We start from the raw sequence: 23,706 nt of genomic DNA, 5'->3' as shown, positions 1-23,706 counted from the left end.
ATGGATCGACAGAGGTTTAAATGACAACAAAGGAGAAGAGCGACGATGACTGAGAGAATACCTGAAATCGTATTGAACGATGGAGTGAAGGTGCCTGCGATTGGTTTTGGTACCTACGCGTTAAACGGAACTGAGGGAGCACAAAACATCACTAAGGCGATTGATGTTGGCTATCGTCTGATCGACACTGCGTTTAATTATGAGAACGAAGGTGCTGTAGGCCAGGCTGTTCGGCAAAGTTCTGTGCCTAGGGAAGAGCTACTCATTACTTCCAAACTGCCAGGACGCCATCACTCTTATAAAGAAGCGTTGTCTACTATACAGGAGTCTTTATTCAGAGCCGGATTGGATTACTATGATTTCTATCTCATCCACTGGCCTAACCCTAGAGTGAATTTATATGTTGAGGCCTGGCAGGCGATGATCGAGGCACGTAAGCAAGGTTTGATTCGCTCCATCGGTGTATGTAACTTTTTGCCGGAGCATATTGAACGTTTGATACAAGAAACTGGTGTAGCGCCGAGTATGAATCAGATTGAGCTGCATCCTCATTTTAATCAGGAAGAACAGCGTGCATGGAACAAAGAGCATGGGATAGTGATTGAATCGTGGAGTCCATTGGGACGGGCTAGCAGTGTACTGGAAAATGAGGAAATAGCGGAAATAGGCAAGGTTCATAATAAATCGATATCGCAAGTTATCTTACGTTGGCATATACAGCTTGGGGCTATTCCCATTCCAAAGGCTTCTTCTCTAGAGCATCAGCGTGATAATCTGAATATTTTTGATTTTGAATTATCGGAAGCTGAGATGACCGTTATTTCCGGATTAACCTCGCCAACAGGTCGCATAGCTGATCAAGATCCTGCATCGTATGAAGAATTTTAATAAATTTAACTACAACACGCCATTTATTGGCGTGTTTTTTTATATTAGGCTCTTACTAGCGCTTTGGCATACTGTTTGCCAGACGAGAGTAGGTTGTCACTTAGTTCAGGATCTTTAACCGTCCGTGCAAGAACAAGGGAGCCAACCATAGTACTGAACAGTGCACTACCTTTGGACGCGTCAATTCCCGCCAGATTAGAGATAAAAGCAATCATCCGCTCCAGTTCCTGCGTGAATACCTGCCGAACTTCTTCTGAGGAACGGGATATTTCGCTAGAAAGGGCAGGAATAATGCAGCCCATCTCCATTTTGTCGCGGTGATACGGACTTAAATAATAATCAATGACAGCATCGATTTTGGGGTTCTGCTCTTCCTGGTCAGCGACCTTCTGCAGAAGTGCGATGGTATCGCTGATGGCATACCGGCAGGCTTCCGCTACAAGCTGTTCTTTGTTGTCAAAATGGGAATAAAACCCCCCATGAGTTAATCCGGCCCCCTTCATAATGAACGGAACGCTTACATCGTGAATACCGTTGGTGCGAAAAGCCTGAGCAGCACTTTCAACGATTTTATTTCGAACTTTTATTTTATGACCTTTGGGATACGGCATTGTAATCACTCCACAGCTTCATAGTTCTACTTTTAAAATATTATAGGCGTCATAATAAAGCCTGTCAATTTAGCGATTCTGAGAAAGTTAGCTTGTGAAAGGCGAGGCAAGGTTATTGACTGTTTTAAAATATGATGGTAATAATATATTACGATCATCATATTTTAAAAAGTTCAACAGGAGGTATCAGGAGATGAGTAAGCTTGAAGCCGTAGAAACATTGGTCATTGGATCAGGTCCGGGAGGTTATGTGGCGGCGCTGCGATCTGCACAGCTTGGGATGAAGACAGCGATTGTTGAACGCAACCAGCTTGGCGGAGTCTGCACGCATGTTGGATGTATCCCATCCAAAGCATTAATTGCTGAATCCCATCGCTATGATTTGCTCAGTCCTTTCAATTTTGCAGATGCGTCAGCATCTTTTAAAAATGCTCAGGATTTTAAACAAGGAGTTGTGAATAAGCAGGCAGGTGGAGTCAGTTATTTATTAAAGACTGCTGGGGTGAGCATTTTCGAAGGAGAGGCTAGCTTGGTGGATGAACATACAGCTATCATCAGTCAGTCTGGACAGGAGCAAACCTTATCCTTTAAAAACGCTATCCTGGCTACAGGATCTCGTCCGATTGAGCTGCCAGCCTTTCCTGTTGGCGGACGTATTTTGTCTTCCACAGAAGCGCTGTCGCTCCCTGAGATTCCAACTAGCCTAGTAGTTATAGGTGGGGGCTATATTGGTGTCGAGCTGGGGCAGATGTATGCCAAATTCGGAACAAAGGTAACGATTCTGGAAGGGGGAGAACAAGTGCTGCCTGGATTTGAGGCGGAGCTTGTGAGCCCTGTTGGAAAGCAGCTGAAAGCCAATGGCATGAAGATTATTACCGGAGCGACAGCTGTGAACGTAGTAGAGAGTGCAGATACCATTACACTGCATTATTTAAAAAATCAGGAACAGCAGCATGTTACAGCGGAATATGTGTTAGTTACTGTGGGCAGAAAACCAAATACAGACGGCAATTTAGGACTAGATCGCATAGGCTTGCCAGTGACGAGTAGGGGATTGATTGCGACGGACGAACAGTGCAGAACAGCTATCCCACATATTTTTGCAATTGGAGATATTACGGCAGGCCCGACTCTCGCTCACAAGGCATCCTACGAAGCAAAGATTGCGGCAGAGGCCATTGCAGGTCTCTCCTCCGAAGTTGATTATCGAGCCATCCCGCTCGTTGTTTTTTCGCACCCAGAGCTGGCCAGTGTCGGCTTAAGTGAAACAGAAGCAAAGGCAAAAGGCATTTCGCTGGTTATTGGCAAATCCTCCTTTGGGATTAACGGGAGAGCCTTGGCCTTGAGGGAGACGGAAGGTTTCGTCAAGCTTGTAGCGGACCTAAATTCAGGAGTCGTAGTGGGTGCACAAATCGTTGGAGTAGAGGCATCCACACTCGTGTCGGAGCTTGCTCTTGCTATTGAGATGGGAGCCACTGTGGAGGACTTGGCGATGACCATTCACCCTCATCCCACATTGGGAGAAGTAATTATGGAGGCTGCTGAAAATGCAGTTAAAAAAATGGTGATGAAAGAGAGTGGAAAATGAAGATAAAAGCAGGGCTATATATAGGAATTGCGATTGTGCTGATTGTTGGAGGGGCGCTTCTTGCTGTAAAAGGAAAGGATGCAGTCAGTCAGGCTGAGAGCAGGAAACAAGGGATTCTGGATGCGGAGCAGAAGACAATATTTTATCAGAATAGTCCAGGGTCAATTGTCGAGGTCGGTGTGGCTGCAGGTGATTCTATAAAACAGGGAGAGGTGCTGTTTAAGGTTAAATCTGCTGAAGGAGAAACGGATATAGTTGCGCCGGAGGACGGATCAGTCAACAAGATTATTGTAAAGCCGGGGGATCTAGTCCAGCTAGGAATGCCAATGGCGGTTTTGCAAAAAAACAGCTTTTATACAGATCTCTACATACAAGAAAGTGAAATCCAAAAGCTAGAGGTGAATCAAAGTATTGGCGTTCATTTTCCATATTTGGAGCACCCAACGGAGGTGACAGGTGTAATTACATCTATCGCAGCCGCGCCTCAATTTGCGAGCTTACGTATGTCACGTGAAAAAGGGCAAGCCGATTTAAGCATGTTTCTTGTCCGTGTAACTATGGATGGGAATGCTGATTTGCTTCCGGGGATGACAGCGGAGGTGAAGCTCGATGAAGTCACTGATTGACGAATGGAAGTACGTGGTGGGCAGTAAGTATTTACGCCTGATTTTTATAGGTCCGCTTATTGCGGCCCTATTTTTTGGCTTAATGTTCTCGAAGAACCAAATCAGCGAATCGCATGTTGTTGTCATTGATGAGGATCACAGTTCGTATTCACGACAGCTGATCTCAAAGATAAATGCCTCTCCATATATGAACGTAACAAATGTGTACTCCAGCCGCCTGAACCCAGAGACGTTACTAGCAAATGAGCAGGCTGTAGCGGTCATCATGCTTCCCAAAGAGTTGGGGCAACATCAGCAGCAGGGGATATCAACGAATATTGGCATCTTAATGGATAATACAATGCCATCAGGGTTAACCAGCATCCGGACTGCGATTCAGGAAGTCATCCAGACGGAAAATGTGACTCTTTCTATGACCCGGTTCCTCCAAAAGGGGATGGATGCCGAAACCTCTAAAGGGCTTGCTTCTCCGTTATCTCTCCAGCAGCGGATGTTGTTTAACCCGACCACAAGTTATGTGGGTTTTATGGTCATTGGATTTGTGAATATTGTGGTGCTGATGATTACAACAAGCGCAGCGGGTTCAATTGTCCCTCGGTTGCGGCAGGAGGGGAAACTCTTTGCAAACGGGAAGTCTCCTTGGCAGATTTGGGTTCGCAGTGTACCTTACGCTGTTTTGACCACTATTTCGCTGCTCCTATGTTATGGCTTATTAAAGCAGGTGGGGGGAATGCGCTTTGAAGCAGCGCCTTATCTGTTTATTATTCCACTGTTTGTATATGCCTTTGCCTTGTCGCTTATGGGTCTGTTGATTGGTTATACTGCCAAAGACGTATCCAAAGTTAATTTACGAACCAATTTCGTGTTGTATCCGTCGTTTCTTGCTACTGGAATCCAGCTGAGTCCACTTGCCTTTCCAGAGTTTTTTCAAATTTCCGCATGGGTATTACCTATGAACTGGCTTAATCGCCTCATACGTGGAATGGCTTTTCGGGATGGGGCGCTAACAGCCTACAGTCAGGAGCTGGGGGCGCTGCTGATGATTATCGGCGTTGTATCCTTATTCATTGGATTGCTGGTGCTTAGGGAGATGAAGAAACCAGAGATTCAGTTCTCAGAATCAGTCAGCGCTTGAGTAATTTGATCTAGTCTAGTTTAGTCCAGTCGTGCAAACCGTTGTTCTGTTTTATCAAGATGCTTCACCCGCTCTTCTAAGCTGCGATCTGACATCCCGGCATAATTATACCAACGGAGGTTCTTCCGTATTCCCATTTTGCGGAAGGTGCCTCTAAATAGAATTTTGGTGATGGGGTTGCCAAAAATCCAACGATAAAAGAAGTCGGGCGTGTTCATTACGGTCAGCAGGGACACTCCTTTAATATTCGGGAGTAAGCATTTGAAGGGCCGCCCAGGTTTAGTTTCTTCGTAGACAATGCCTTTTGCGAATACCTTATCAAGGAAACCTTTGGTAAGAGCGGGCATGGCTTCCCACCATATAGGGAAAATGAAGACAATATGATCCGCTGCTATAAGACGCTGCTGATAATTGGCGACTAGCGGGTCGGGGGTTCTCTTTTGCCGCCAAGCAGTGAGTTCTTCGTGCGACATGACTGGATCAAATCCATCGGCATGCAGATCGATAAGATCAATCGTATGGCCTTTGGTGGTGAGACCTCGCATTACGGAGGCTAATAAGGCTGCGGAATAGCTTCGCTGATGGGGGACATTCTCGGACGCTGTTGCTCCGTATGGATGATCAAAAATAATTAAGACATTCATATAAATACCTTCTTTTCGTATTATTGTTTCCTTGAAATAAAATATTAACTATGGAAACAATAATACGTTTTAAGTTTCCTTGTTGTCAATATTATTTCTAGGAAACTTTATTTATGATCTGTGTCTTGTTAAAATGAGCATAAGATGAATTTACGAGGAGACTTAACAGTGACGCATTCTTTCGAGAACTTACCTAATAAGGATATTCTGATAAAAAAACTGATAGAGATGATTCCCCAACTACAAAAGCGATTTCAATCGGAGGATGATGAAGAGAAGGAATGGTTGATTCAGAACTGCAGTAACCCCCTTATCATTGATTTCCTCCAAGACTCCACAGTCATGATGCTGCATGTAATAGATGCGATTGGACAGCTTGAGCCGGTGAATGGCACTACCATTTCGAAGCAATTCGGAATTCCGAAAGGCAGCGTGTCCAAAATCACTAGAAAATTAGTGCAGCAGCAAATTATTCGCACGGAGTATCTTCCCGATAATAAAAAAGAAGTGCTGTTTCTTACAACACCTCTGGGTAAAGAAATATTCGTTTTGCACCATGCTCTACATCATCAGATGAATAAAGGGATAAACCGGTTTCTACAGAGATATAACACAGATGAATTGTTATTTCTGATCCAAGCGTTCAGGGATACTTTAGAAGCATCATGGGTTCATTCGGAATCGGTTGCTGAAGAAGAACTATTAAACACTGGAGAATCTCTTGAGGCAATGAAAAACGATGAAATGAGTCAAATCGTAGACATGCTTAACCAACTGGATACGCGTAACCTCAAAAAGGCTAAGGCAGTTCTCCAAGCTATGTTTTTCACCCCTTTTGATTAGCTTTATATTTTTTGATAATGGCTTATTTTCTTTTCACCCTTCCACAATTGCTCTAAAAGCATGGCCAGTATAGTGCCGACAAGCAGACCATTACTGCAAATATATCGAAGTGTGGAAGGAAGACTCTGAAATACCGCTGGAGGCAAAAACATAAGTCCGATGCTCACCAACAACGTTATTCCTAGTATCGTTAATCGGCGATGATCAAGCTGTTCCCGCAACAAGGATTGGAATGCAATCCCTACGATTTGTACAAAAGTAGCTAGAAGTGCTGCACTGGCTACTGGCGCTGGAAGTAACGCTAGCACATTGACAACGGACGGCATAAGCGCGATAACGGTTAGTAACAGACAGGCCATAAGAAATGGCCGAATTCGCTTTTGCCCCGTTAATTTCATAAAGCCCGCCGAGGCTGGCAATGGAACAACGCCTATCGTTGAGAATAGGGCGGCTAGTATATGAGAGATCCCTCCCGTCCAAATCCCTCGACTTAATGCTGTTTTTTCATCTTTCGGTACAACCAGAACTACTTGTTTTACAGCGGAAATAGAAGAAATTGTATTGGATACTAACAAAAACGTAAACAACAGTGAGGTAATCACGATCCCTAGATCGAATTGAGGTACTCCCCAAGCAAAAATTTGAGGGAACTTCAAGACGGGAGTTGAAGCTGTAAATGTTAGCCTCACTTTCCCCAATGCTGCAAATAGTCCCGAACCCAAGCCGATTCCAATCAGTACGGCGTAACTACTAATCCATCCTCTTCCTTTAATAGAGAGAAAAATAACAAGTCCAAAAATAAAAAAGGATATGAGTGCTGCCATAACATCTGGTTCGGCGCTTGTTCCCTGTAATCCAAGCATGCCCTTGACTAATACACCGCTTAATTGCAAGGAGAGAATGAACAAAAATGAACCTGAAACTAAGGGTGTAAATAAAAATTGAAGCCTATAAACTAGCCCTGTAGTTCCTAATACGAAGAGAAGAAGACCGGCTACGATTAATCCTCCTTCTAGAATTTGTAATGTATGCATCTGATCTTGCCCTTGAATGAAGGCTAAGTTGCCTAATATGACAAAGATACTTACCCATGATCCCGCAGGTCCATCTGCAATAGGGTATTTATGTCCGAAGCACCCCTGAATAAACGAACTGATTCCTACAACGAAAAACGTCCGCTGCATTAAGGTTGAAATTTGTTCAAACGACAATTGAAAAATACCTCCAATGACAATGGGCAGAGCCACTGCATTGGCTAGCAAAAAAATAAACCATTGTACAGTACTGAGACTATTAGTAACGCGTTTATTCTCCATATCAACTCACCTTTACTATTGTTAACTTTACAATCTATACGGAAAATGAAAGCCACCTTTCGATTTGAAATCGTTAAAAGGTGGCTTGCTTATTAATCTATTACCATTTGCGATATGGCAAAAACTTTCCGTTCATCGTCAGAATGATGCGGTCACCGTTCGGATCTTCTTGCTTTTGTACGTCGAATTGGAAATCGATTGCGCTCATGATACCTTCGCCAAGCTTCTCTAAAACAAGTTCTCTAATCGTTGGACCGTATACAAGCAGCATTTCGTATAGGCGATACAATCCTGGATCTGTAGGCGGCATATCGATGACATCACCACGGTGTGGGATTTGTGCGAGCGCTTGAACCACTTGTTCGTCGAGTTCAAGCAATTCCCCCATTTTATCTGCTTCATTACGTGTCATTGTTGCTTGACCCAACAGTGCAGTTACAACCCAGCTCTCTGAATGCTCGCTTACCTTTGCGATTTCGCCCCAAGTTAATCCTTTTGCAAATTTAGCGTCCAATATCTGTTGTGTCGCTTCTTTTCTATTCATATTTCATTGCTCCCTTTAGTTTAGTATAATGAGTATCGCTTAGTGCTTGTCGTGGCCTGTTACTTGTTCATATCCATTTACAATCAGATCGAGTTTACCAGTGTCTGGTGCAATCACCAGACCATGAACAGCTACCTCTTTCGGAATGAGCGGATGATTACGCACCAGATCTATGTTTCCTCTAATCGAATCTACGACATTCGTAAAGCCGAACAACCATTTATGAAGATCGATACCTGCATATTCAAGTGAAGAAAGAATTTCTGGTGTCGCGACTCCGCGATCCATTATTTTTTGAAGTGTTCCTTCAGGGTTGCTTTGACTCATGCCACAATTGTGGTGACCGATGATATAAATTTCTTCCGCATTCAGTTCGTAGACAGCCGTTACGATACTGCGCATGATGCTTCCAAATGCATGGGTAATCGTTCCACCTGCTGTTTTGATGACTTTGGCATCCCCATTGTGTATGTTTAGGGCTTTAGGCAGCAGCTCAATCAGTCGAGCATCCATGCATGTTACGACAATCATGCGTTTTTTAGGGAATTTCGTTCCCTCATAAGGTAGATACTCCTTGTCTTCTACGAACTGATCGTTATACTCCAAAATTTCTTGTAATAGCATTCTTGGGCCTCCTTTGAAGTGTTTTAGTTATCACTGTTTCAATGGCTACTAACTAGTGAATCAGGATATAACTAAGTATAGATATTCATGCTTAAATGCTGAATAAGTTGGCGAAACGCTATATGTCCATTTGCTTTCATGACGAAAGGATTGATTTTTATTTTTGATCATATCGATTTTGCGATACTAGCATTACTAAGAGAAAACTCCAGAATTCAGTGGAAGGACATTGGCCAAAAGATACATATGACCGGCCAAGCGGTCGGAAATCGCATTAGGCGTTTAGAAGATTTGGGGGTTATCGAGCAATATACGATCGTTACTAATAAAGCAAAGCTAGGTCTGTCTATCACAGCCTTTATTACATTTTTTGTGGAATCAGCCAATCATCCTTTATTTCAGAAGTTCGTGATGGCAGAGGATGCTATTACCGAAGTGCATCGAATTAGCGGAGAAGGATGTTATGTATTAACCGGACATTTTGCTTCTAATGAGGAGCTTGAGGCATTTCTGGCTCAACTTTTGAATCATGGGAATTATCGAGTGAGTCTATCCATCGGAAAAATAAAATCTTAATCCATACAAAAAAGAGGGGCGTAGACCCCTCTTTTTTTCCAATTTATAATTTTTGATAATGATGTAAGAGATTCTCTATTCTATTCTGAATCATTTGTTTTAAGGCTTCAGGTTTCACGGATGTAACAGCATGACCATATCGCATAAAATAATTAGCCAAGAAATCCTCTTCACCTGGATTATAGAATCCCTTAATGACTGTTTTCGGACCCACCTCTATTTCCATAGAAGGATAATGTTCTTTATAAAAAATATCCTTTGCTTGTTCCGCAATCCCAACTTCAAAGTCAATACTTTTCGCAGACTGATAGATTTCTAATGAACGACTAAGAAGTTCTTCTATAGAATAACGAGTTTTGTTTTCCTTTTCTTCAATGAAGGTTATTCGATCACATCTAAAAACTCTATATGTATTCGTCGTAAGCTCTATTCCAGTGGCATACCATTGACCAAACTTAGCGGAAATCCTAAAGAATTGAACAGGGTAGCTTTTTGTTTGGTTTTCTTTTGTATATTCAATGTTACAGGCACTCTCATTTAGAATACTTGCTAGGATTTTATCTAAAAAACGGCTGACATGCTTATGCTGATACATTTCGAATTGCAGGACCTTTTTCATTTTGTGAATCTGGTTGATTTGTGTACTCGATAGACAGTGCTCAAACTTTTCGTTTAGCTTGTTAACACTTAAATGAAAGGGTGTAGATTGATAAGATTCTAATGTCAGCATGGCAAAATACAGCGCATAGACTTCATCTATCGTGAAAATAATAGGGGATAACAATCTGTTTTTTAAAAGTCCATAACGTCCGTGTCTTCCATGTTCCGCGAAAATAGGCATACCTAATTGTTCTAATGAACTAATATCGCGTAGAGCTGTACTTTTTGAAATAGTGTATTTATCCATGAGATCACTTAAATTAAAGAATTCTCGATTGTTTAAGTACCTCATCATGTCATTTAACCGTTCTGATTTTTTCATATATAAAACTCCTTATAAAGGTGTCATGTTTTGATGCCTTTATATAGGATAATAAGTTTAAGGCCAGATATCAAATATATAAAAAGGAGAGATTTATACTATGAGTACAACCCTAGAAGTAGCTATTTTTTTATCGATGAATGGAAGAGCTAAGGAAGCTATAGAATTTTACAAGAAGCATTTTGATGCAGATGAATTGTTACGTGTTACCTATCAACAACTAGCAGAGCGTGACAGCTCCATACAGCTTACGGATGAAAATAAGGATTATATTACTCACTCTGTCCTGTTAATCGGAAAAACAAAAATAATGATAGCAGAAGATACAATGAATACGAATGAGAAATATACAGTGGGCAATAACACTTCATTATGTATTCAAAGTGCTGACTTAGAGGGGATTGAAGGTTTTTATAAAAGCTTAATCACAGACGAGCGCGTGAAAATTATTGCTCCGTTATCTAGCAATGTGTTTAGTAAAGCCTACGGTATCATTGAAGATCCCTTTGGTATTCAAATCCAACTCATGTTTGATGAAAGATTACATTAAAAAAGCTTCCTGCTTCTAAAACAAACTTAGTTTAATATTCAGCCGACTTAATTTCAGGTGTATTGTCCTGAGTTTGGCCGGCTTTTTTTGAGAGTGCTATCTGAGGAATATAAATTATTTCAATTCCCCGGTGTCCTTCATATATTGATAATGCTGAGTGAGCTGCTGAAGGGTCGTTTCTTCATTAAAACTGAAATCATTCGATAAAAAGTAAGCGCGTGAGAGATCCTTTTGATTTTCAAACTGGTAAGGCAGTTCATCAATGCGCCTTCCTCCCACGCGGCTGATCTCTGGGAATTCAGCAATCGCTTGAGACATTGCATAAATCTTTTGGGAGAACTCTGGGATTGAATTTGGTGGAATTGAAATCACATAATCGGTGGTTCTCAGGAACTCGAGAAAGCTAGTTTGGGTGAAATCTGTTTTCTGATAAGCTTCCCAAATAGCATCGGTATTCACGGGTTTACCCAGAGTCCTTTGATAGACATCTGCATATTTTTTAATCCAGAGGACTTCCTCGTAATTCTTAGAAACGTTATATTTATCAGTTTTGTGAAGAGGATACTGGATAATGTACTGTTGGTAGTTAAATTTGATGTCTGGATTGAGCTTAGGGTAGAGCTCCAAAATGTCGGATCCATCGTCATTTTTTCCTATGACTCTTGAATATTCAAAATCAATAAAATAGTATGCCTTCATATATGCTAGAGCATTCTTCACATATTTATCTCCTGACTTGTGACTCCCCGAGAAGCACCCTGTCAACAGAATACAGCAAATGATCATCAGAATGGAGATTTTATAAGAGCCTCTCATCACTCATTCCCTTCTTTCATCTGTTCATAACTGCTAACAAATTGCCTATAGATTTCATAAGAGTCGTATGGTTCAGCAGAAGCGAAATTGTGGCGGATCAATTGCAGCTTTGTACTGCCTTCAAATCTGTATGGAAGTGCTATGGTGGAACCGAGCTGATTGACTAAATTCGGAGAAGGTGGTCTGTGCGGATAGAATCCCTTTATAATCTCATAAAAGTCCTTGGATAACGGAATGAAATCTTTTTCGGTAACTCCATCGATGATATATGGTGCGGTTCCATCCCTCTCGTATGTAGATTTGTAAATCTCCCCATACTTCAGCGTTTCACTGAAATAGTCAGAAGGGAACTTGAAATTTAAATGTCTGGCGTACAATGAAGGGGCATAAGCAAAGAAAAGACCGTCTAGATAACTTTCCTGATGTTGTTCCGAACGAAAAATTGAATAGTATGATTTCGCATAAATGGAACTGGCAAAAAATTTAATGTTCGGATCATTAATGGGAGATAAGATTAGTTTCTCATAACCGTCTTTGTTGGTTACGCCCGTCCGTTCTACTACTTTGAATTGTAGGTTGTATCTTGGGGAGAGTGTGTTCAGAATATCTTTTTCGTATCGATTGCCAGACTTTGGACCTGGTCCACAAGCTGTCAACAGTAGGATTAAGGCTAGAATGATCAGTAAGTAACCATAATTTGTTCTACTCATATACGCCTCCAGTATTTTGAATTTATGTCCATTATATACCATACCCCGTTTTCATAATTAAGTTAAACGCGATTACCGATAAGATTAATAGATGGATACTGTGATTACCAAAAGCATGCCATTGTAATTATGTTTAAATGGAGGAAAGACGGATGAAGAGGATTTTTAGTGTTTTGCTAATTGTATTACTGGTTATACCAGCGCTCGGCACTACAACCTTTGCGAGCAATACGGTGAAGGCTAAGGTAACCGAGAGCAGTACATATTTTGATGGAGAACAGCGGAACCTGAATGGGTTCAACATATCGAATAACAATTATTTCAGACTACGCGATTTGGCAGAGTATTTCTCGGGAACGAGCAGCCAGTTTGATATCACTTGGAATAAAGCGAACAATGCGATTGAGATCATAACTGGACAAGCTTATACGCCCGAAAAGAAAACAACAAGTAACTATTATAGCCGCCATAAAAATTATGCTGCTACGCTTTCAAGCTCTAAGGTGCTAGTCAACGGACAGTTACAGTCTATTACAGCGTACAATATTGATGATAACAATTATTTTCAGTTGAGAGATTTGGCGGGCAAAATCCCGTTCGATATTGAATTTGACGTTCAGTCTGATCGCATATCGTTATTCTCCAAAATCCCAGATCATGCTTACCGGGTAAAGACGGCGGCTGTAGCTGAGAGTAATGCGGAATCTTCTTATTTTCCTAGATGGAAAAGTACGGCCTCTTCTTATCTTGTGAATAATAAGGATGGGACTGTAAGTGTTATTGAGGCGAACAAAGAGTTTACGATTGAAACGTACAATGAGAAGTACGAACTAACAGGCAATAAGAGCATTCCTTTTGAGCTTCCGGTGTTTGGTGGATTCTTTAGTGGGGAGAAGTATAACTATATTGCTTTTGGCCAAGAGAACCGCGAAGAGAATGATAGCAAGGAAGTCATTCGTATTGTCCGTTATGATAAAAGCTTCAATAGAGTAGACAGTGTCTCCATAAAGGGTGGGGAGAGCTATACCGTTAGCCCTTTTGATTCAGGCTCCGGCAGGATGGCTGAAGCTGGAGATACGCTTGTATTTCACACTTCACGTACACGATACACGACAGAAGATAAATTAAATCATCAATCCCAGCTTACCATTATTGTAAATACTAAAACCATGACCGTGACCAATGATCTGGGAAGATTCCAGAAGAATCATGTCAGTCACTCTTTTGACCAATATGTATTGTTTGATGGTACTGCGCATGTTCTAGTTGATCATGGCGACGCTTATCCCCGTTCGATTGTTCTGAATAAAGGAGACGGAGCCAGTTATAACGAAGTGGATTTATTTAATATTCCCGGCAAAATCGGAGCGAACGCGACGGGTGTTTCTATAGGCGGATTTGAGATGTCCCCGGCGAACTATATAGTCGCTATGAATTCGGTAGATCATTCCCTAGTCAAAGAGTATACATCTTTTGAGATGGTGGGTTTAGAAACGGACCAAAGGGATGTCATACTTAGTGTGTTGCCCAAGTCCAACCTGAGCAGTACTTCGGTGAATCACATTACCTTGGCTAAATATGTAGGCACGAACCTGATCGCATCCATCCCTAAACTAGTAAAAATCACAGACGATAAAATGATGGTGCTGTGGCAGGAGTTTGATAAAGAGAATCATCCGGGTGATCTGAAATATGTTCTTATAGATGGAGCGGGAAAAGCTACTAGCGACATCCAAACGATCAAGCATTTTGCCTTATCAGAGTGCAGTCCTATTATTAGTGGAGACAAAATCATTTGGTATACGAACAATAAAGGATCCAGAGTGTTCTATTCGATCCCGTTAAATTAACGGATTCAATTAACAACAAAGTGGGTAAATTAGACTATAAGCTATAAATAGGACCTTCTAAATAGAAGGTCTATTTTTTCACGCAAAAATTACATCATCCCATGGAGGTCGCTATGCATCGCGTAAATCTAAACCAGGAACAATTCAACCAACAGGTGATTAATCACGCCTCCTTTGGGATCGCCCTTTTATCGCCAAATGGTTTGATTCTGACCGTAAACCCGGCCTTTGAGCAGACTTTTGGTTATTCCACTGAAGAGTTTGAGGGTATGCGGTTAGAAGACCTTTCTCACCCCGAGGATTTCGGCAACCTTCATGATTTAAAAGCAGTTTTGGGTGAGGAAACAGAAGTGCAGATGGAAAAGCAGTTTATCACAAAAAATGGAGATTATATTTGGGGACAGCTCACGCTCCACCTATTCAGCGACGAGTCGAACCAGCCAGCATACTTCATTTGCCAAATCGTTAACATTACAAAGCAAAAGGAATCCGAGCAACGCCTTCAGGAGTCTGTTGAACGGTATACGTCGCTTAAAAAATATAACCATGACGCCGTCATTTCTTTTGACCTTGACGGTCGAATCATTAACACCAATAGTATGGCGGAAAAGATAACGGGCTATGCCATCGAGTCCGAGTTGATCGGGATGAAGCTTGCGAGTCTGATTGGAGAAGAGAATGTCCAGCGCATTCTGGAAAGAGCCCTTTACGATAATACAGTTGAGCAGTATATCAATAAGCTTGTCACTAAGGACAGCGAAGTCGTTGAAGTGCTCACCAGTATTGCACCTATTTATGTGAACAATCATAATATCGGATTTTATCTTATATGCAAGGACATTTCCGAGCAAAGGCAATTGTCGCTAGCTAAGGAAGCCGCAGAGTCCACGAATAGAGCTAAAAGTGAGTTCCTGGCTATGATGAGTCATGAAATTCGCACTCCCATGAACGGGGTGATAGGCATGACTGATATTCTGCTTGAAACAGAGCTTAATGAAGAACAACGTGAATATGTAGAAATCATTCGCAAAAGCGGAGGAATCCTGCTCAATATAATCAATGATATTCTTGATCTTTCAAAAATTGAGGCAGGCCGCAGCGAGCTACAAGAGGATACATTCGATCTGCGAACTTGCCTCAAGGACAGCTTTTCTGTTATTGCAATAAAAGCTGAACAAAAACATCTGGAGCTCACCAGCATCATAAATCATGATGTTCCTGACTTTATTTACGGTGACGAGGAACGCTTGAAGCAGGTGTTCTTGAACCTGCTAGGGAATGCTGTGAAATTCACACCCGCGGGCAGCATATCGGTAAAAGTGAGGCTTGTAAAGGATGATCCCTTCCTGCTGGCCTTTACGGTAACCGATACTGGCATTGGAATTGATCCTGATCGACTTACTGATATTTTTGAACCGTTTGAGCAGGTGGATAGCTTTATGATGCGGAGACATGAAGGCACGGGTCTTGGCCTTGCCATCAGCCGCAGAATTGTCGAAATGATGGGTGGTGAGATCTATGCGGAGAGTGACGGCAAGAGCGGTACGTCGGTTACCTTCACAATCAGGCCCAAGAAATCAGTGGTAATTCCTAGCCAAGAGGCTAACATTAACAAGCTTCATACCGCACGTGAGGCAAGAATTTTACTTGCTGAAGACAACTCTATCAATGCGCTAGTGCTGACCAAAATACTCGAAAAAATGGGTCACAGTGTTATCGCCGTCACAAACGGCATAGATGCGGTTGAAGCAGCACGGAAAGAACCCTTTGATCTTATTTTATTGGATCTTCACATGCCCATTATGAACGGTATAGAGGCTATGAAGATGTTAAGAGATGAGCATCAAGAGAAATGTCCGCCCATCATCGCGGTCACGGCTAATGCTTTGAAGGGTGACCGTGAAAACTGTCTAGCTGCCGGGATGGACGAGTATATCAGCAAGCCTGTAAAGCGTGAAGTCATCGTAAAGATGTTAGATCAGTTTGTGATCTAATATAAACAGCATAACCACTCAGTGATATTATCCCCTTCAGGTGAACAGTAAAAAGCCAGTCCATTACTGTTACACTTGGAGGGGATCGCTCTATCCATTGAATTACATAGCATTGCACGTTATACTTTGATGAGAAATACGGACCCGCTTATCATATAACAGATCCGTCCTTCTATAAGGTATGGATCTTATTTTTTGTATGTATATATTCAGTCAGAGACGGAGGCGCAACATTGCAGCTAATCAATCAATCAGAAGTACAAGATAGGATCGACCTGCTTAAAGATCAGGATCTATATATCCATCTTGAGATGACAACGGGAGCCTACGCTGCCCATTTAGATAGTTCGAAGCATCCAGCCGCTACTTTTATTACCAATGCTGTTATTCGATATTCCCATGGTTCGATTTCCGGCAACGGTCCTTATCGGGTCGGCTTAAAAATGTCGCAGGGCTGGGTTTACTCGGAAGGGCTAACTCACTATGAAGAGAGTGAGACAGGCAGATTGATTATGGCTGGACATGATGCTCAAGGCAAACTGATCGTATCGTTACAATTAAGCCGAGAGCCGTTCTAATGGAAGAGGAGATGAAGAGTTCTGTGGAAAAACATATTCTTGTTATTTTGCCACATCCGGATGATGAGGCCTTCGGTATATCAGGTACCCTTGCCAAACATATACAAAATGGGACCCAAGTTACCTACGCATGCCTAACGCTTGGAGAAATGGGCCGCAATATGGGCATCCCGCCCTTCGCAAATCGGGTAACCCTCCCGGTAATACGTAAGAAGGAGCTGGAGGAATCCTGCGAGGCTATTGGCATACAGGATTTAAGAATGCTTGGTTTTCACGACAAGACGATAGAATTCGAAGATCAAGTCTTGCTCGATGGGCAGATTGATGCGCTCTTGAAAGAGCTTAAACCTTCGTTGATCATCACTTTCTATCCAGGGTACAGCGTTCATCCTGATCACGATGCTACTGGAGCCGCAGTGATCCGAACCGTTGCAAGACTTCCAAAGGAAGAAAGACCTCCTGTTCACTGTATAGCTTTTGCTAATAATATTGTAGAGATTGGGGAGCCAAAGGTTATCAATGATGTGAGAGATTTCCTCAAGCACAAGATGGCGTCCATTCAGGCGCATCGTTCCCAATTCCAAGCTGCTGAGCTGTTGGGCAGCAAACCTTTAAATGATAAAGAGATCCAAGCTCGTTTTGGAACAGAACATTTCTGGATTTATCCGTTTGAATGATAATGATCTGCTAACTCATATTTACTATACAAAAGCTAAGTCCGGGCATATACGCTCGGACTTTTTTTGCTCATATTCTACAAAAAATTCATTATTATGACGTTTTTTCTCGCTTACAATCGAATTATGATAGAGACCTTAGGTCTTTACTCCCTTTTTCAATATACATAACAAAGATCGGTGTTTTTTATTCACATTTATGGTAAGGATTGGTAGGTTGGTCGACCAAACTAAATGCTTTTAAAAAGAGTAGAGGAGAGTTACATTGAAAAAGAGAATAATTTCAATTATGGTTGTTGCTATGCTTATTTTCATTCCAATAAATGCTGATGCAATGAACGTCAATCAAAATGAGACAGACTTTAAGGCTATTGTTGCTGGTATATCAGTTAATGAAACAGCGATCATGAGCATTGATGAGGTTCCTGAAATAACAATTAACTGGTTGCGTGAGCAAGGTGCAGCTGTCAATGAGGATAGTGCTATACAGTTTGTACCTGCTACTCAAAACATTGCAACAATGCGGAGTGGTGAAATAAATGGCGAAGCCATTCGTATTTGGAATGAATTGGATGACGGCGATATAAGTGTCAATACGATATTACCAATCTCACAAGCTAACATAATAAATAAGATAATTGAGGCCGGCAAGCCAACAGGAACACCGGGAACAGTCGGTTACGGATTGAGTTCTGTTAGTATATTTACTGCACATGCAGATGCGTATAACAACGTTACTTATATTCGCCCCTTGCGGCAAGAGGTTACGGCTTATGCAAACAACGGGTTCAATATTAATAATTTTACAGCTACCTGGGTTACTTTGGGTACTCTGCTGACCTATCCAGGATATACCGCTGCATCTGAAGCGAATGATTTTCCATTCAGGCATGAAATAGTTACAAGTGTCAGTTCACCAGTTATGGGTACAAAATATACAGGGTATAATGCATTAGGTAGTAATAGGGTATTTCTTGTAGGAGGGGGGCTCGCTTGGGCTTGCGGAGTGGTTTATGATATAAATGTAAACGGTAACATTCAACATTTTGAAGTTACCGGTATCTTGTAAAACATTTTGAAGATATTGTTTCTAAAAAGGTATAGTTAATAAGTGTTTTTCCTGAGATTTGTCATCTATTGATTTCGTCAGGTAAGGAGGTGTATCCGTTTGAGAAAATCATACTTCATTCTCATTTGTGGAATAGTCGTTCTTTCGCTGTTATCTACTGCATGCAGCAAGGATAAACCTAAGTATGCTGAGCTTTTCACACATGTGGAGAAGCATAGGGCTGTGTTCATGCAGCCGCGCGAAGAAGGGCTTGCTGCTTTAAAAATTACGGATGCCGTGGGTGAATACGATACAACTTTGGGTACAATCCTGCAAGATGATATCCTAACCGTCAATCAAATGGAGTTTATACAACAGGTTGTGGTAGATGTTAATACTAATAAAATCATAGGTTACCGGATAGGAACCGTTTTCCCTAGATCGGAAAGTGGCTTTCGATATGCAAGAGAACTGGTGCGTGCTTTTCTGGATCATTACGAACCTGTGGAAGATGAAGAGACTGACAAAGTCGAGAAATCAGTCCAAACGATTGACAGGATGACTCTTCCGTTAAAGCCACTGGTAGGAAGTATTGAAGAATCATGGTCATACGGCAAGGGTGAGAATAAAATGCTCATCACCTACAAGATGACGAACAGTCTGGAAAGTGATGATGAATTGCCGCTGAATTTTTATTTCAGCCATGAAGAGAAGTAGGGATGACAACAGAACAGCTTGGAACCCATTTTTTACAGGGTTCAGGCTGTTTTTTTATTTGTGTGAATTGATGGCCCTTGTGGCTTTGTTATTTCAAAGACAATATATGATTTACAAAAAAATTTCCAGAGACTATTATATTTCTATGCGTAATATTTTCCTTTTTTAACTAGATTATTGTAAGAATTTATCTTTGGAGGTTCAAATGAAAAAGCACGACAAAATCATTTCCTTCATCTTCATGTTCATTATGATGGTGACGGCTATTTTCTGGGTGAACTCAACCACTAGTTGGACTATGATGGGTACCCTTGCTTCCGTGGCCTGTTTCGTACTTTTTGTATTATTGGGACTCCGCACTATACCTGTTTTAACAGATTTTGTTCTGACAAATCCAGCACCTGAAGTAACTCTGGAAAATAAAACACGGGACAGAAAGCAGGCTTGGCTACATATTATCGGCTGGATAGTGGCTAGTCGGGTCTTGCTTATGTTTATCGGTTATATATTTTTGATCATACAGAATGGCTATTCCGGTGGTTTGTTTAACAAAATAGCTGAGACCTGGCATATATCGGGGATCGACGCTTCACATTATTTGGGCATCGCGGAGAATTGGTATGTGACGGAGGGAGATCCGAAATACCATATTGTGTTTTTCCCTTTTTTTCCAAATCTAATTAAAGTAGTTCAGGTATTCGTAGGGAATTATCTCGTCGCTGGATTTATCGTTTCTAATATTTGCTCGCTTGTTGCTGCCTTGGTCGCCTATGAGCTTGCCGCACTAGACATGCATCGAAAGAGTGCTATGCGAGTAGTAAAGTATATTTTTATATTTCCGGCTGCGTTCTTTTTCTTTATTCCTATGACCGAGTCTCTATTTCTGGCCTTATCGCTGTTGTGTTTATATTTTGTGAGAAAAAAAGAATGGCTCATCGGATGTTTATGCGGTGCACTTGCAGCGTATACGCGTTCTCCAGGGGTGCTGTTGATTGTACCGGTTGCGATTGAATTTGCACGGGAACTTATCGGGAATTATAAATTACTAGATAAAAAAGCGTTTATACATAAACTGACCACCGCCGTTGGCTGTCTTGCTATCATATCGATGGGTTTGCTGGCTTATCTTTATATCAACTACTATGTTACGGGAAATGCTTTTCAGTTCAGTATTTACCAGAGGGAGCATTGGTCACAGAAGTTCTATCTCTTTTTCGATACCGTAAGATATCAGATGGAATATGCGGTGGGCACCTTTAAAAGTGGAGATAGCCGTTCTTTTCTCGGCATGTGGCTGCCTAATTTAATCGCTATATTCTCAGCACTAATTATCATGTTTATGGGAGCAAGAAAACTACGGCCATCCTACACTGCTTATTTTATCGTGTATTTTGCTTTCGTAGTGGGAGCTACCTGGCTGCTGTCAGCCCCGCGTTATTTGCTTGTTGCCTTTCCGCTAGCTTTTGCTGCCGTTGCGCTCACTAATGAAAAGCCGAAGGATGTTGCACTCACTGTTATATCTGTTGTGGGTAGTATACTGTACTTGGCAATGTTTGTAGCGGGATATCCGGTGTATTGAGGAATCGTGTTAAAATAGGAGAACGCCTAGGTGCGTTCTTCTTTTTTATTGCGAATAATCTTATAGAAACGATGGTGGGTATGAAGATTGATTACGACAATCAGGTGATCGAGTTTAATGTTCAATATGGAAACGGGAAAAAAATCTCCATTCATATAGATTCGTCAGGGCGCATAACACTCAAGGTACCTAAGAAAACATCTGAAGAGACGATTAAAAGTGTGGTTGAGCGTAATGGAAAAATGATTGTGGAGAAGCTGCAAAGTCTCGAAGCGGCTCGTGAAACACCAAAGATGATCAGAGCGTACGAAGATGAAGGAAAGTTCTTGTATCTAGGCAAATATTACTCTCTGCATGAGCTTATAGAGACAGCGGAGCTAAGTGAAGAACAACTTCAGTTAAAGCTGAAAAAGTTCTATTCCTCTAGCTGCAAGAAGCTTATAGGAGAGCGGATCACTAGGTACCAGACGCAGCTTAGAGTAAAACCTAAGAGTATCGAGATTGTAGAGTCCAGGACCAAATGGGGAAGCTGCAGCTCCGATAAAAAGCTAACCTTTAACTATCGTCTGGCCATGGCTCCCGTGGAGGTTATCGATTATGTGATCATTCATGAGTTATGTCATTTGCTGCATATGAACCATGATCGCTCCTTTTGGCGACGGGTTGGAAGCCTAATGCCGGATTATAAGGAGAAGGAAGAATATTTAGCAAGATATGGACGGGCTATGACGTTATGAAAAAAAGGGTATTCCAGTGCAACTAGAGTAATGGTTGCCGGGAATACCCTTCGTTATTTTAACCCCTTTGCAGCAATCGATAGAGGTTAAGTGCCAGTTGAATCTCGAATAACTCATCTGAGTTTTTCAGATCTATATTTAGCAAATCTTTGATTTTATCAATCCGGTAAATAAAGGTGTTGCGGTGAATAAACATCGCTTTGGCGGCTTCGGTTACATTCTGATTGTACATAAAATAGTACTCCAAGGTAGACATGAATCTCGTGTTCATCGTCTGGTCATGTTCATGGATGCCTCCCAGAACTTTGTTAAAGAATGTCTCCATTTCCGTAGGCTTAATATTGGAATCCAAAAAATGATAGACAGAATAATCCTCGAAGTGAGCAATGCTCCGGCTGTCTTTATTAAACCGCTGCATGAGCCGCATAGCTTCCTGGGCCTCGAAGAAGCTTCGATGGAGCGAAGCAAGTGTCTTATACTGACTGCCAATGCCGATGAGAAAATGATTTTTAGTCATTTCCTGAGCCAGCAACTGCAGCACCTCTTGAGCAAAGGCTTTCGTATCGCTTACGGAAATTGGCGGTTTATTTTCATTTTTTCCGATCAAGATGATGATTTGCTGATTGCGATAGTAACAGATTAGCTCTCCACCTGCATTACTGGACAAGCCATAGATCAAATTGACACATTTTTTGACCATATGCTCCATTTCGTATTTTCTATAAACCATGTCCGTGTAGTTTTCCAGCTGTGTAGCTTCAATATGGATAACTGTACAGTAATACGCATAGTTAACTTTAAGCCCATGCATAGCAGATAGGGAATGCAGTGTTTCTGTTGAAGTAATATTGCCAGCTAATAAGTCGTCGAAGAAGTCCTGCCTAATTTTATGCTTTACCTCTTCGATTTCCTTGGCTTTGATCCGGTCCAGTGCAAGCATCGTGGATACATGCTCTAACGCGGTGTAGTCAAATTCAACCAGCTTGCGTACCGTTTGCAGAACGACGATATACGCGTAAGCGTTACTGGATACAGAAACCGGCATAATGCAGCACTTGTACGGCTGTCCCTGAGAATAGTAGGTGCGTTTGATAGATTTTTTGATTTCAGTAATATACTTTGGGAAAGCTACCGTGAACTCTGGTGGAAAAACAGGCCTGTTCTTCACCAGTGGCAGGAATTCCTGAAGTGGAGATGGGTTATCCTTATGATCTGTATAGCAGAGTAGGTTCCAGTCTCTATCTAATATAAGAACAGGGTTATGGATCGTGTCGGACAATTCCGCCGATATTTGCTCAATACCGCCTCCTTCGAGTGCGATTTTGAACAGCGCATTATGAAGGTCGAGCGAGCGTCGGTTCACTGCATCGTAATCCGCGTTGGTCTTTTCGTTAATGATCGCAATGACTCTGGACAAGGTGTATTCAAAAGGGAGCTCCAGTAGCGGGAGTCCATGCTTATCAGCAAGCTCGATCATATTCTGCGGGATAGCATCGAAATATCGCTTCATTTTGATGCAGAGTCCTGCACAGTTATTCTCCACCAGCTCATGAATGAATTTGTTCTGCAGCTCCGTGCTGTCTTTGAAGATATATCCGGTGGATAAAAGCAGCTCGTTCGAGGTCAGCCAGTCAAATACGTCCGGATTCTCGATGATATTAACTACGGAGATTTGATTGTTTAGACCAGAATGCCCCGCAACGATCTTTATGCCTTCGATGGATTTGATTTGTAAGATATCTTTTATCGTTAGCATCAATTCACACCCCTTATCTTCACCCATTGTGCAATGTGCATAGTGATTACTTGTTGTTTTTAGTGTTCTTGTATGATGACCCCCAGTGTGCGGAGGACTACAATAAGGGTGTCAGGTAACGTTTATCCGTTAAACTGTGATATATTTCACAAAAATATCCTTTTTCACACAGAAAGCAGCTCAATCTTCATCATTCTTGGAATTTTATGAACTGAGTGTAACATCTTCTATCATTCATCATCAACCGTTAAGGTTTTTTTATGAGAACGCTTTCTATATAGGATAACCTGACAGTAAGTGACCAAACCATTATCTAC

General features: G+C 41.7%; 24 protein-coding genes. 15 read left to right on the top strand and 9 right to left on the bottom strand.

From position 1 onward, the window contains the following. Window positions 1-45: 45 nt before the first annotated feature. Window positions 46-888, top strand: coding sequence for an aldo/keto reductase (locus MKY14_RS23660; protein ID WP_248549431.1), 843 nt, complete (start codon window positions 46-48; stop codon window positions 886-888). Between the two features lie 44 nt (window positions 889-932). Here MKY14_RS23660 and MKY14_RS23655 read toward each other — a convergent pair whose 3' ends face one another. Next, the gene (locus tag MKY14_RS23655; protein ID WP_340977479.1) at window positions 933-1,499 is read right to left on the bottom strand and encodes a TetR/AcrR family transcriptional regulator; all 567 of its coding nucleotides are present in this window, start codon (window positions 1,497-1,499) and stop codon (window positions 933-935) included. Between the two features lie 193 nt (window positions 1,500-1,692). Between MKY14_RS23655 and lpdA the strand changes: the two genes are divergently transcribed. From lpdA to MKY14_RS23640, 3 genes are read left to right on the top strand one after another with little or no spacing between them, the layout of a single operon-like run. Beyond that, window positions 1,693-3,087 carry a dihydrolipoyl dehydrogenase gene (gene lpdA / locus MKY14_RS23650; protein WP_340977478.1) on the top strand — a complete coding sequence of 465 codons (1,395 nt, stop codon included), beginning with the start codon at window positions 1,693-1,695 and terminating at the stop codon, window positions 3,085-3,087. After that, on the top strand, window positions 3,084-3,713 hold the full coding sequence (locus tag MKY14_RS23645) for an HlyD family efflux transporter periplasmic adaptor subunit (protein ID WP_340977475.1): 630 nt from the start codon (window positions 3,084-3,086) through the stop codon (window positions 3,711-3,713). Before lpdA ends, MKY14_RS23645 begins: the two co-directional genes overlap by 4 nt. Continuing rightward, a complete protein-coding gene (locus MKY14_RS23640) occupies window positions 3,697-4,848 on the top strand; it encodes an ABC transporter permease (protein WP_340977474.1) in 1,152 nt (383 codons plus the stop codon). The genes MKY14_RS23645 and MKY14_RS23640 overlap by 17 nt, the downstream gene beginning before the upstream one ends. Before the next feature lie 20 nt (window positions 4,849-4,868). Here the strand turns inward: MKY14_RS23640 and MKY14_RS23635 are convergent, their stop codons facing one another. Beyond that, a complete protein-coding gene (locus MKY14_RS23635) occupies window positions 4,869-5,492 on the bottom strand; it encodes an NAD(P)H-dependent oxidoreductase (RefSeq protein WP_280753659.1) in 624 nt (207 codons plus the stop codon). Window positions 5,493-5,660: 168 nt separating this feature from the next. Between MKY14_RS23635 and MKY14_RS23630 the strand changes: the two genes are divergently transcribed. Beyond that, a complete protein-coding gene (locus MKY14_RS23630; RefSeq protein ID WP_340977472.1) occupies window positions 5,661-6,335 on the top strand; it encodes a winged helix DNA-binding protein in 675 nt (224 codons plus the stop codon). Window positions 6,336-6,337: 2 nt separating this feature from the next. Here MKY14_RS23630 and MKY14_RS23625 read toward each other — a convergent pair whose 3' ends face one another. The 3 genes from MKY14_RS23625 to MKY14_RS23615 form a co-directional block, all read right to left on the bottom strand. Further along, window positions 6,338-7,651, bottom strand: a complete 1,314-nt coding sequence (locus MKY14_RS23625) for a purine/pyrimidine permease (protein WP_076302908.1) — start codon at window positions 7,649-7,651, stop codon at window positions 6,338-6,340. A 100-nt stretch (window positions 7,652-7,751) separates the two neighbouring features. Further along, the gene (cynS, locus tag MKY14_RS23620) at window positions 7,752-8,195 is read right to left on the bottom strand and encodes a cyanase (protein ID WP_076302909.1); all 444 of its coding nucleotides are present in this window, start codon (window positions 8,193-8,195) and stop codon (window positions 7,752-7,754) included. 39 nt (window positions 8,196-8,234) lie between these two features. After that, entirely contained in the window at window positions 8,235-8,819 is a 585-nt protein-coding gene (locus tag MKY14_RS23615) for a beta-class carbonic anhydrase (protein ID WP_076185111.1), read from the bottom strand. 138 nt (window positions 8,820-8,957) lie between these two features. On the opposite strand from MKY14_RS23615, the gene MKY14_RS23610 reads away from it, so the two are divergent. Beyond that, complete coding sequence (locus tag MKY14_RS23610) at window positions 8,958-9,395, top strand: Lrp/AsnC family transcriptional regulator (RefSeq protein ID WP_076185110.1); 438 nt, start codon at window positions 8,958-8,960, stop codon at window positions 9,393-9,395. Window positions 9,396-9,438: 43 nt separating this feature from the next. Here the strand turns inward: MKY14_RS23610 and MKY14_RS23605 are convergent, their stop codons facing one another. After that, on the bottom strand, window positions 9,439-10,377 hold the full coding sequence (locus tag MKY14_RS23605) for a helix-turn-helix transcriptional regulator (RefSeq protein WP_340977470.1): 939 nt from the start codon (window positions 10,375-10,377) through the stop codon (window positions 9,439-9,441). 100 nt (window positions 10,378-10,477) lie between these two features. Between MKY14_RS23605 and MKY14_RS23600 the strand changes: the two genes are divergently transcribed. Next, a complete protein-coding gene (locus MKY14_RS23600; protein WP_076185108.1) occupies window positions 10,478-10,927 on the top strand; it encodes a VOC family protein in 450 nt (149 codons plus the stop codon). A 114-nt stretch (window positions 10,928-11,041) separates the two neighbouring features. On the opposite strand, the gene MKY14_RS23595 is transcribed toward MKY14_RS23600, so the two are convergent. Next, window positions 11,042-11,647 (bottom strand): hypothetical protein, encoded by a 606-nt coding sequence (locus tag MKY14_RS23595; RefSeq protein ID WP_340977469.1) that lies wholly within the window; start codon window positions 11,645-11,647, stop codon window positions 11,042-11,044. A gap of 95 nt (window positions 11,648-11,742) precedes the next feature. After that, window positions 11,743-12,453: a hypothetical protein gene (locus MKY14_RS23590; RefSeq protein WP_076185106.1), complete on the bottom strand. Its 711-nt coding sequence runs from the start codon at window positions 12,451-12,453 to the stop codon at window positions 11,743-11,745. Between the two features lie 152 nt (window positions 12,454-12,605). Between MKY14_RS23590 and MKY14_RS23585 the strand changes: the two genes are divergently transcribed. The 8 genes from MKY14_RS23585 to MKY14_RS23550 all read left to right on the top strand — a co-directional run bounded on the left by MKY14_RS23585 (window position 12,606) and on the right by MKY14_RS23550 (window position 21,633). Beyond that, window positions 12,606-14,303: a hypothetical protein gene (locus MKY14_RS23585; protein WP_340977468.1), complete on the top strand. Its 1,698-nt coding sequence runs from the start codon at window positions 12,606-12,608 to the stop codon at window positions 14,301-14,303. A 113-nt stretch (window positions 14,304-14,416) separates the two neighbouring features. Further along, window positions 14,417-16,297: a PAS domain S-box protein gene (locus MKY14_RS23580; protein ID WP_312148542.1), complete on the top strand. Its 1,881-nt coding sequence runs from the start codon at window positions 14,417-14,419 to the stop codon at window positions 16,295-16,297. Between the two features lie 233 nt (window positions 16,298-16,530). Next, a complete protein-coding gene (locus MKY14_RS23575) occupies window positions 16,531-16,875 on the top strand; it encodes a YojF family protein (protein WP_076128602.1) in 345 nt (114 codons plus the stop codon). Window positions 16,876-16,898: 23 nt separating this feature from the next. Then, window positions 16,899-17,552 carry a bacillithiol biosynthesis deacetylase BshB2 gene (bshB2, locus tag MKY14_RS23570; RefSeq protein ID WP_340977466.1) on the top strand — a complete coding sequence of 218 codons (654 nt, stop codon included), beginning with the start codon at window positions 16,899-16,901 and terminating at the stop codon, window positions 17,550-17,552. 265 nt (window positions 17,553-17,817) lie between these two features. Beyond that, window positions 17,818-18,621: a hypothetical protein gene (locus MKY14_RS23565; RefSeq protein ID WP_076128604.1), complete on the top strand. Its 804-nt coding sequence runs from the start codon at window positions 17,818-17,820 to the stop codon at window positions 18,619-18,621. A 99-nt stretch (window positions 18,622-18,720) separates the two neighbouring features. Beyond that, window positions 18,721-19,317 carry a hypothetical protein gene (locus MKY14_RS23560; protein ID WP_340977463.1) on the top strand — a complete coding sequence of 199 codons (597 nt, stop codon included), beginning with the start codon at window positions 18,721-18,723 and terminating at the stop codon, window positions 19,315-19,317. A gap of 205 nt (window positions 19,318-19,522) precedes the next feature. Beyond that, complete coding sequence (locus tag MKY14_RS23555) at window positions 19,523-20,896, top strand: hypothetical protein (RefSeq protein WP_340977460.1); 1,374 nt, start codon at window positions 19,523-19,525, stop codon at window positions 20,894-20,896. 80 nt (window positions 20,897-20,976) lie between these two features. Next, window positions 20,977-21,633 carry a M48 family metallopeptidase gene (locus MKY14_RS23550; RefSeq protein ID WP_340978056.1) on the top strand — a complete coding sequence of 219 codons (657 nt, stop codon included), beginning with the start codon at window positions 20,977-20,979 and terminating at the stop codon, window positions 21,631-21,633. 58 nt (window positions 21,634-21,691) lie between these two features. Here the strand turns inward: MKY14_RS23550 and MKY14_RS23545 are convergent, their stop codons facing one another. Further along, window positions 21,692-23,389: a PucR family transcriptional regulator gene (locus MKY14_RS23545; RefSeq protein ID WP_076305179.1), complete on the bottom strand. Its 1,698-nt coding sequence runs from the start codon at window positions 23,387-23,389 to the stop codon at window positions 21,692-21,694. Window positions 23,390-23,706: the final 317 nt, after the last annotated feature.

This window comes from Paenibacillus sp. FSL R5-0887 (genome assembly GCF_038002305.1).
Taxonomy (GTDB): Bacteria; Bacillota; Bacilli; order Paenibacillales; family Paenibacillaceae; genus Paenibacillus_AQ; species Paenibacillus_AQ odorifer.
This window is presented reverse-complemented; position numbering and strand designations above follow the sequence as displayed.

Coding starts and splice junctions, on each gene's coding strand:
- MKY14_RS23635 (WP_280753659.1), bottom strand. CDS start 5,492: ATGAATGTCTTAATTATTTTTGATCATCCATACGGAGCAACAGCGTCC.
- MKY14_RS23615 (WP_076185111.1), bottom strand. CDS start 8,819: ATGCTATTACAAGAAATTTTGGAGTATAACGATCAGTTCGTAGAAGAC.
- MKY14_RS23610 (WP_076185110.1), top strand. CDS start 8,958: ATGACGAAAGGATTGATTTTTATTTTTGATCATATCGATTTTGCGATA.
- MKY14_RS23660 (WP_248549431.1), top strand. CDS start 46: ATGACTGAGAGAATACCTGAAATCGTATTGAACGATGGAGTGAAGGTG.
- MKY14_RS23645 (WP_340977475.1), top strand. CDS start 3,084: ATGAAGATAAAAGCAGGGCTATATATAGGAATTGCGATTGTGCTGATT.
- MKY14_RS23580 (WP_312148542.1), top strand. CDS start 14,417: ATGCATCGCGTAAATCTAAACCAGGAACAATTCAACCAACAGGTGATT.
- MKY14_RS23545 (WP_076305179.1), bottom strand. CDS start 23,389: ATGCTAACGATAAAAGATATCTTACAAATCAAATCCATCGAAGGCATA.
- MKY14_RS23600 (WP_076185108.1), top strand. CDS start 10,478: ATGAGTACAACCCTAGAAGTAGCTATTTTTTTATCGATGAATGGAAGA.
- MKY14_RS23625 (WP_076302908.1), bottom strand. CDS start 7,651: ATGGAGAATAAACGCGTTACTAATAGTCTCAGTACTGTACAATGGTTT.
- lpdA (WP_340977478.1), top strand. CDS start 1,693: ATGAGTAAGCTTGAAGCCGTAGAAACATTGGTCATTGGATCAGGTCCG.
- MKY14_RS23640 (WP_340977474.1), top strand. CDS start 3,697: ATGAAGTCACTGATTGACGAATGGAAGTACGTGGTGGGCAGTAAGTAT.
- MKY14_RS23605 (WP_340977470.1), bottom strand. CDS start 10,377: ATGAAAAAATCAGAACGGTTAAATGACATGATGAGGTACTTAAACAAT.
- MKY14_RS23550 (WP_340978056.1), top strand. CDS start 20,977: ATGAAGATTGATTACGACAATCAGGTGATCGAGTTTAATGTTCAATAT.
- MKY14_RS23590 (WP_076185106.1), bottom strand. CDS start 12,453: ATGAGTAGAACAAATTATGGTTACTTACTGATCATTCTAGCCTTAATC.
- MKY14_RS23655 (WP_340977479.1), bottom strand. CDS start 1,499: ATGCCGTATCCCAAAGGTCATAAAATAAAAGTTCGAAATAAAATCGTT.
- MKY14_RS23555 (WP_340977460.1), top strand. CDS start 19,523: ATGAAAAAGCACGACAAAATCATTTCCTTCATCTTCATGTTCATTATG.
- cynS (WP_076302909.1), bottom strand. CDS start 8,195: ATGAATAGAAAAGAAGCGACACAACAGATATTGGACGCTAAATTTGCA.
- MKY14_RS23585 (WP_340977468.1), top strand. CDS start 12,606: ATGAAGAGGATTTTTAGTGTTTTGCTAATTGTATTACTGGTTATACCA.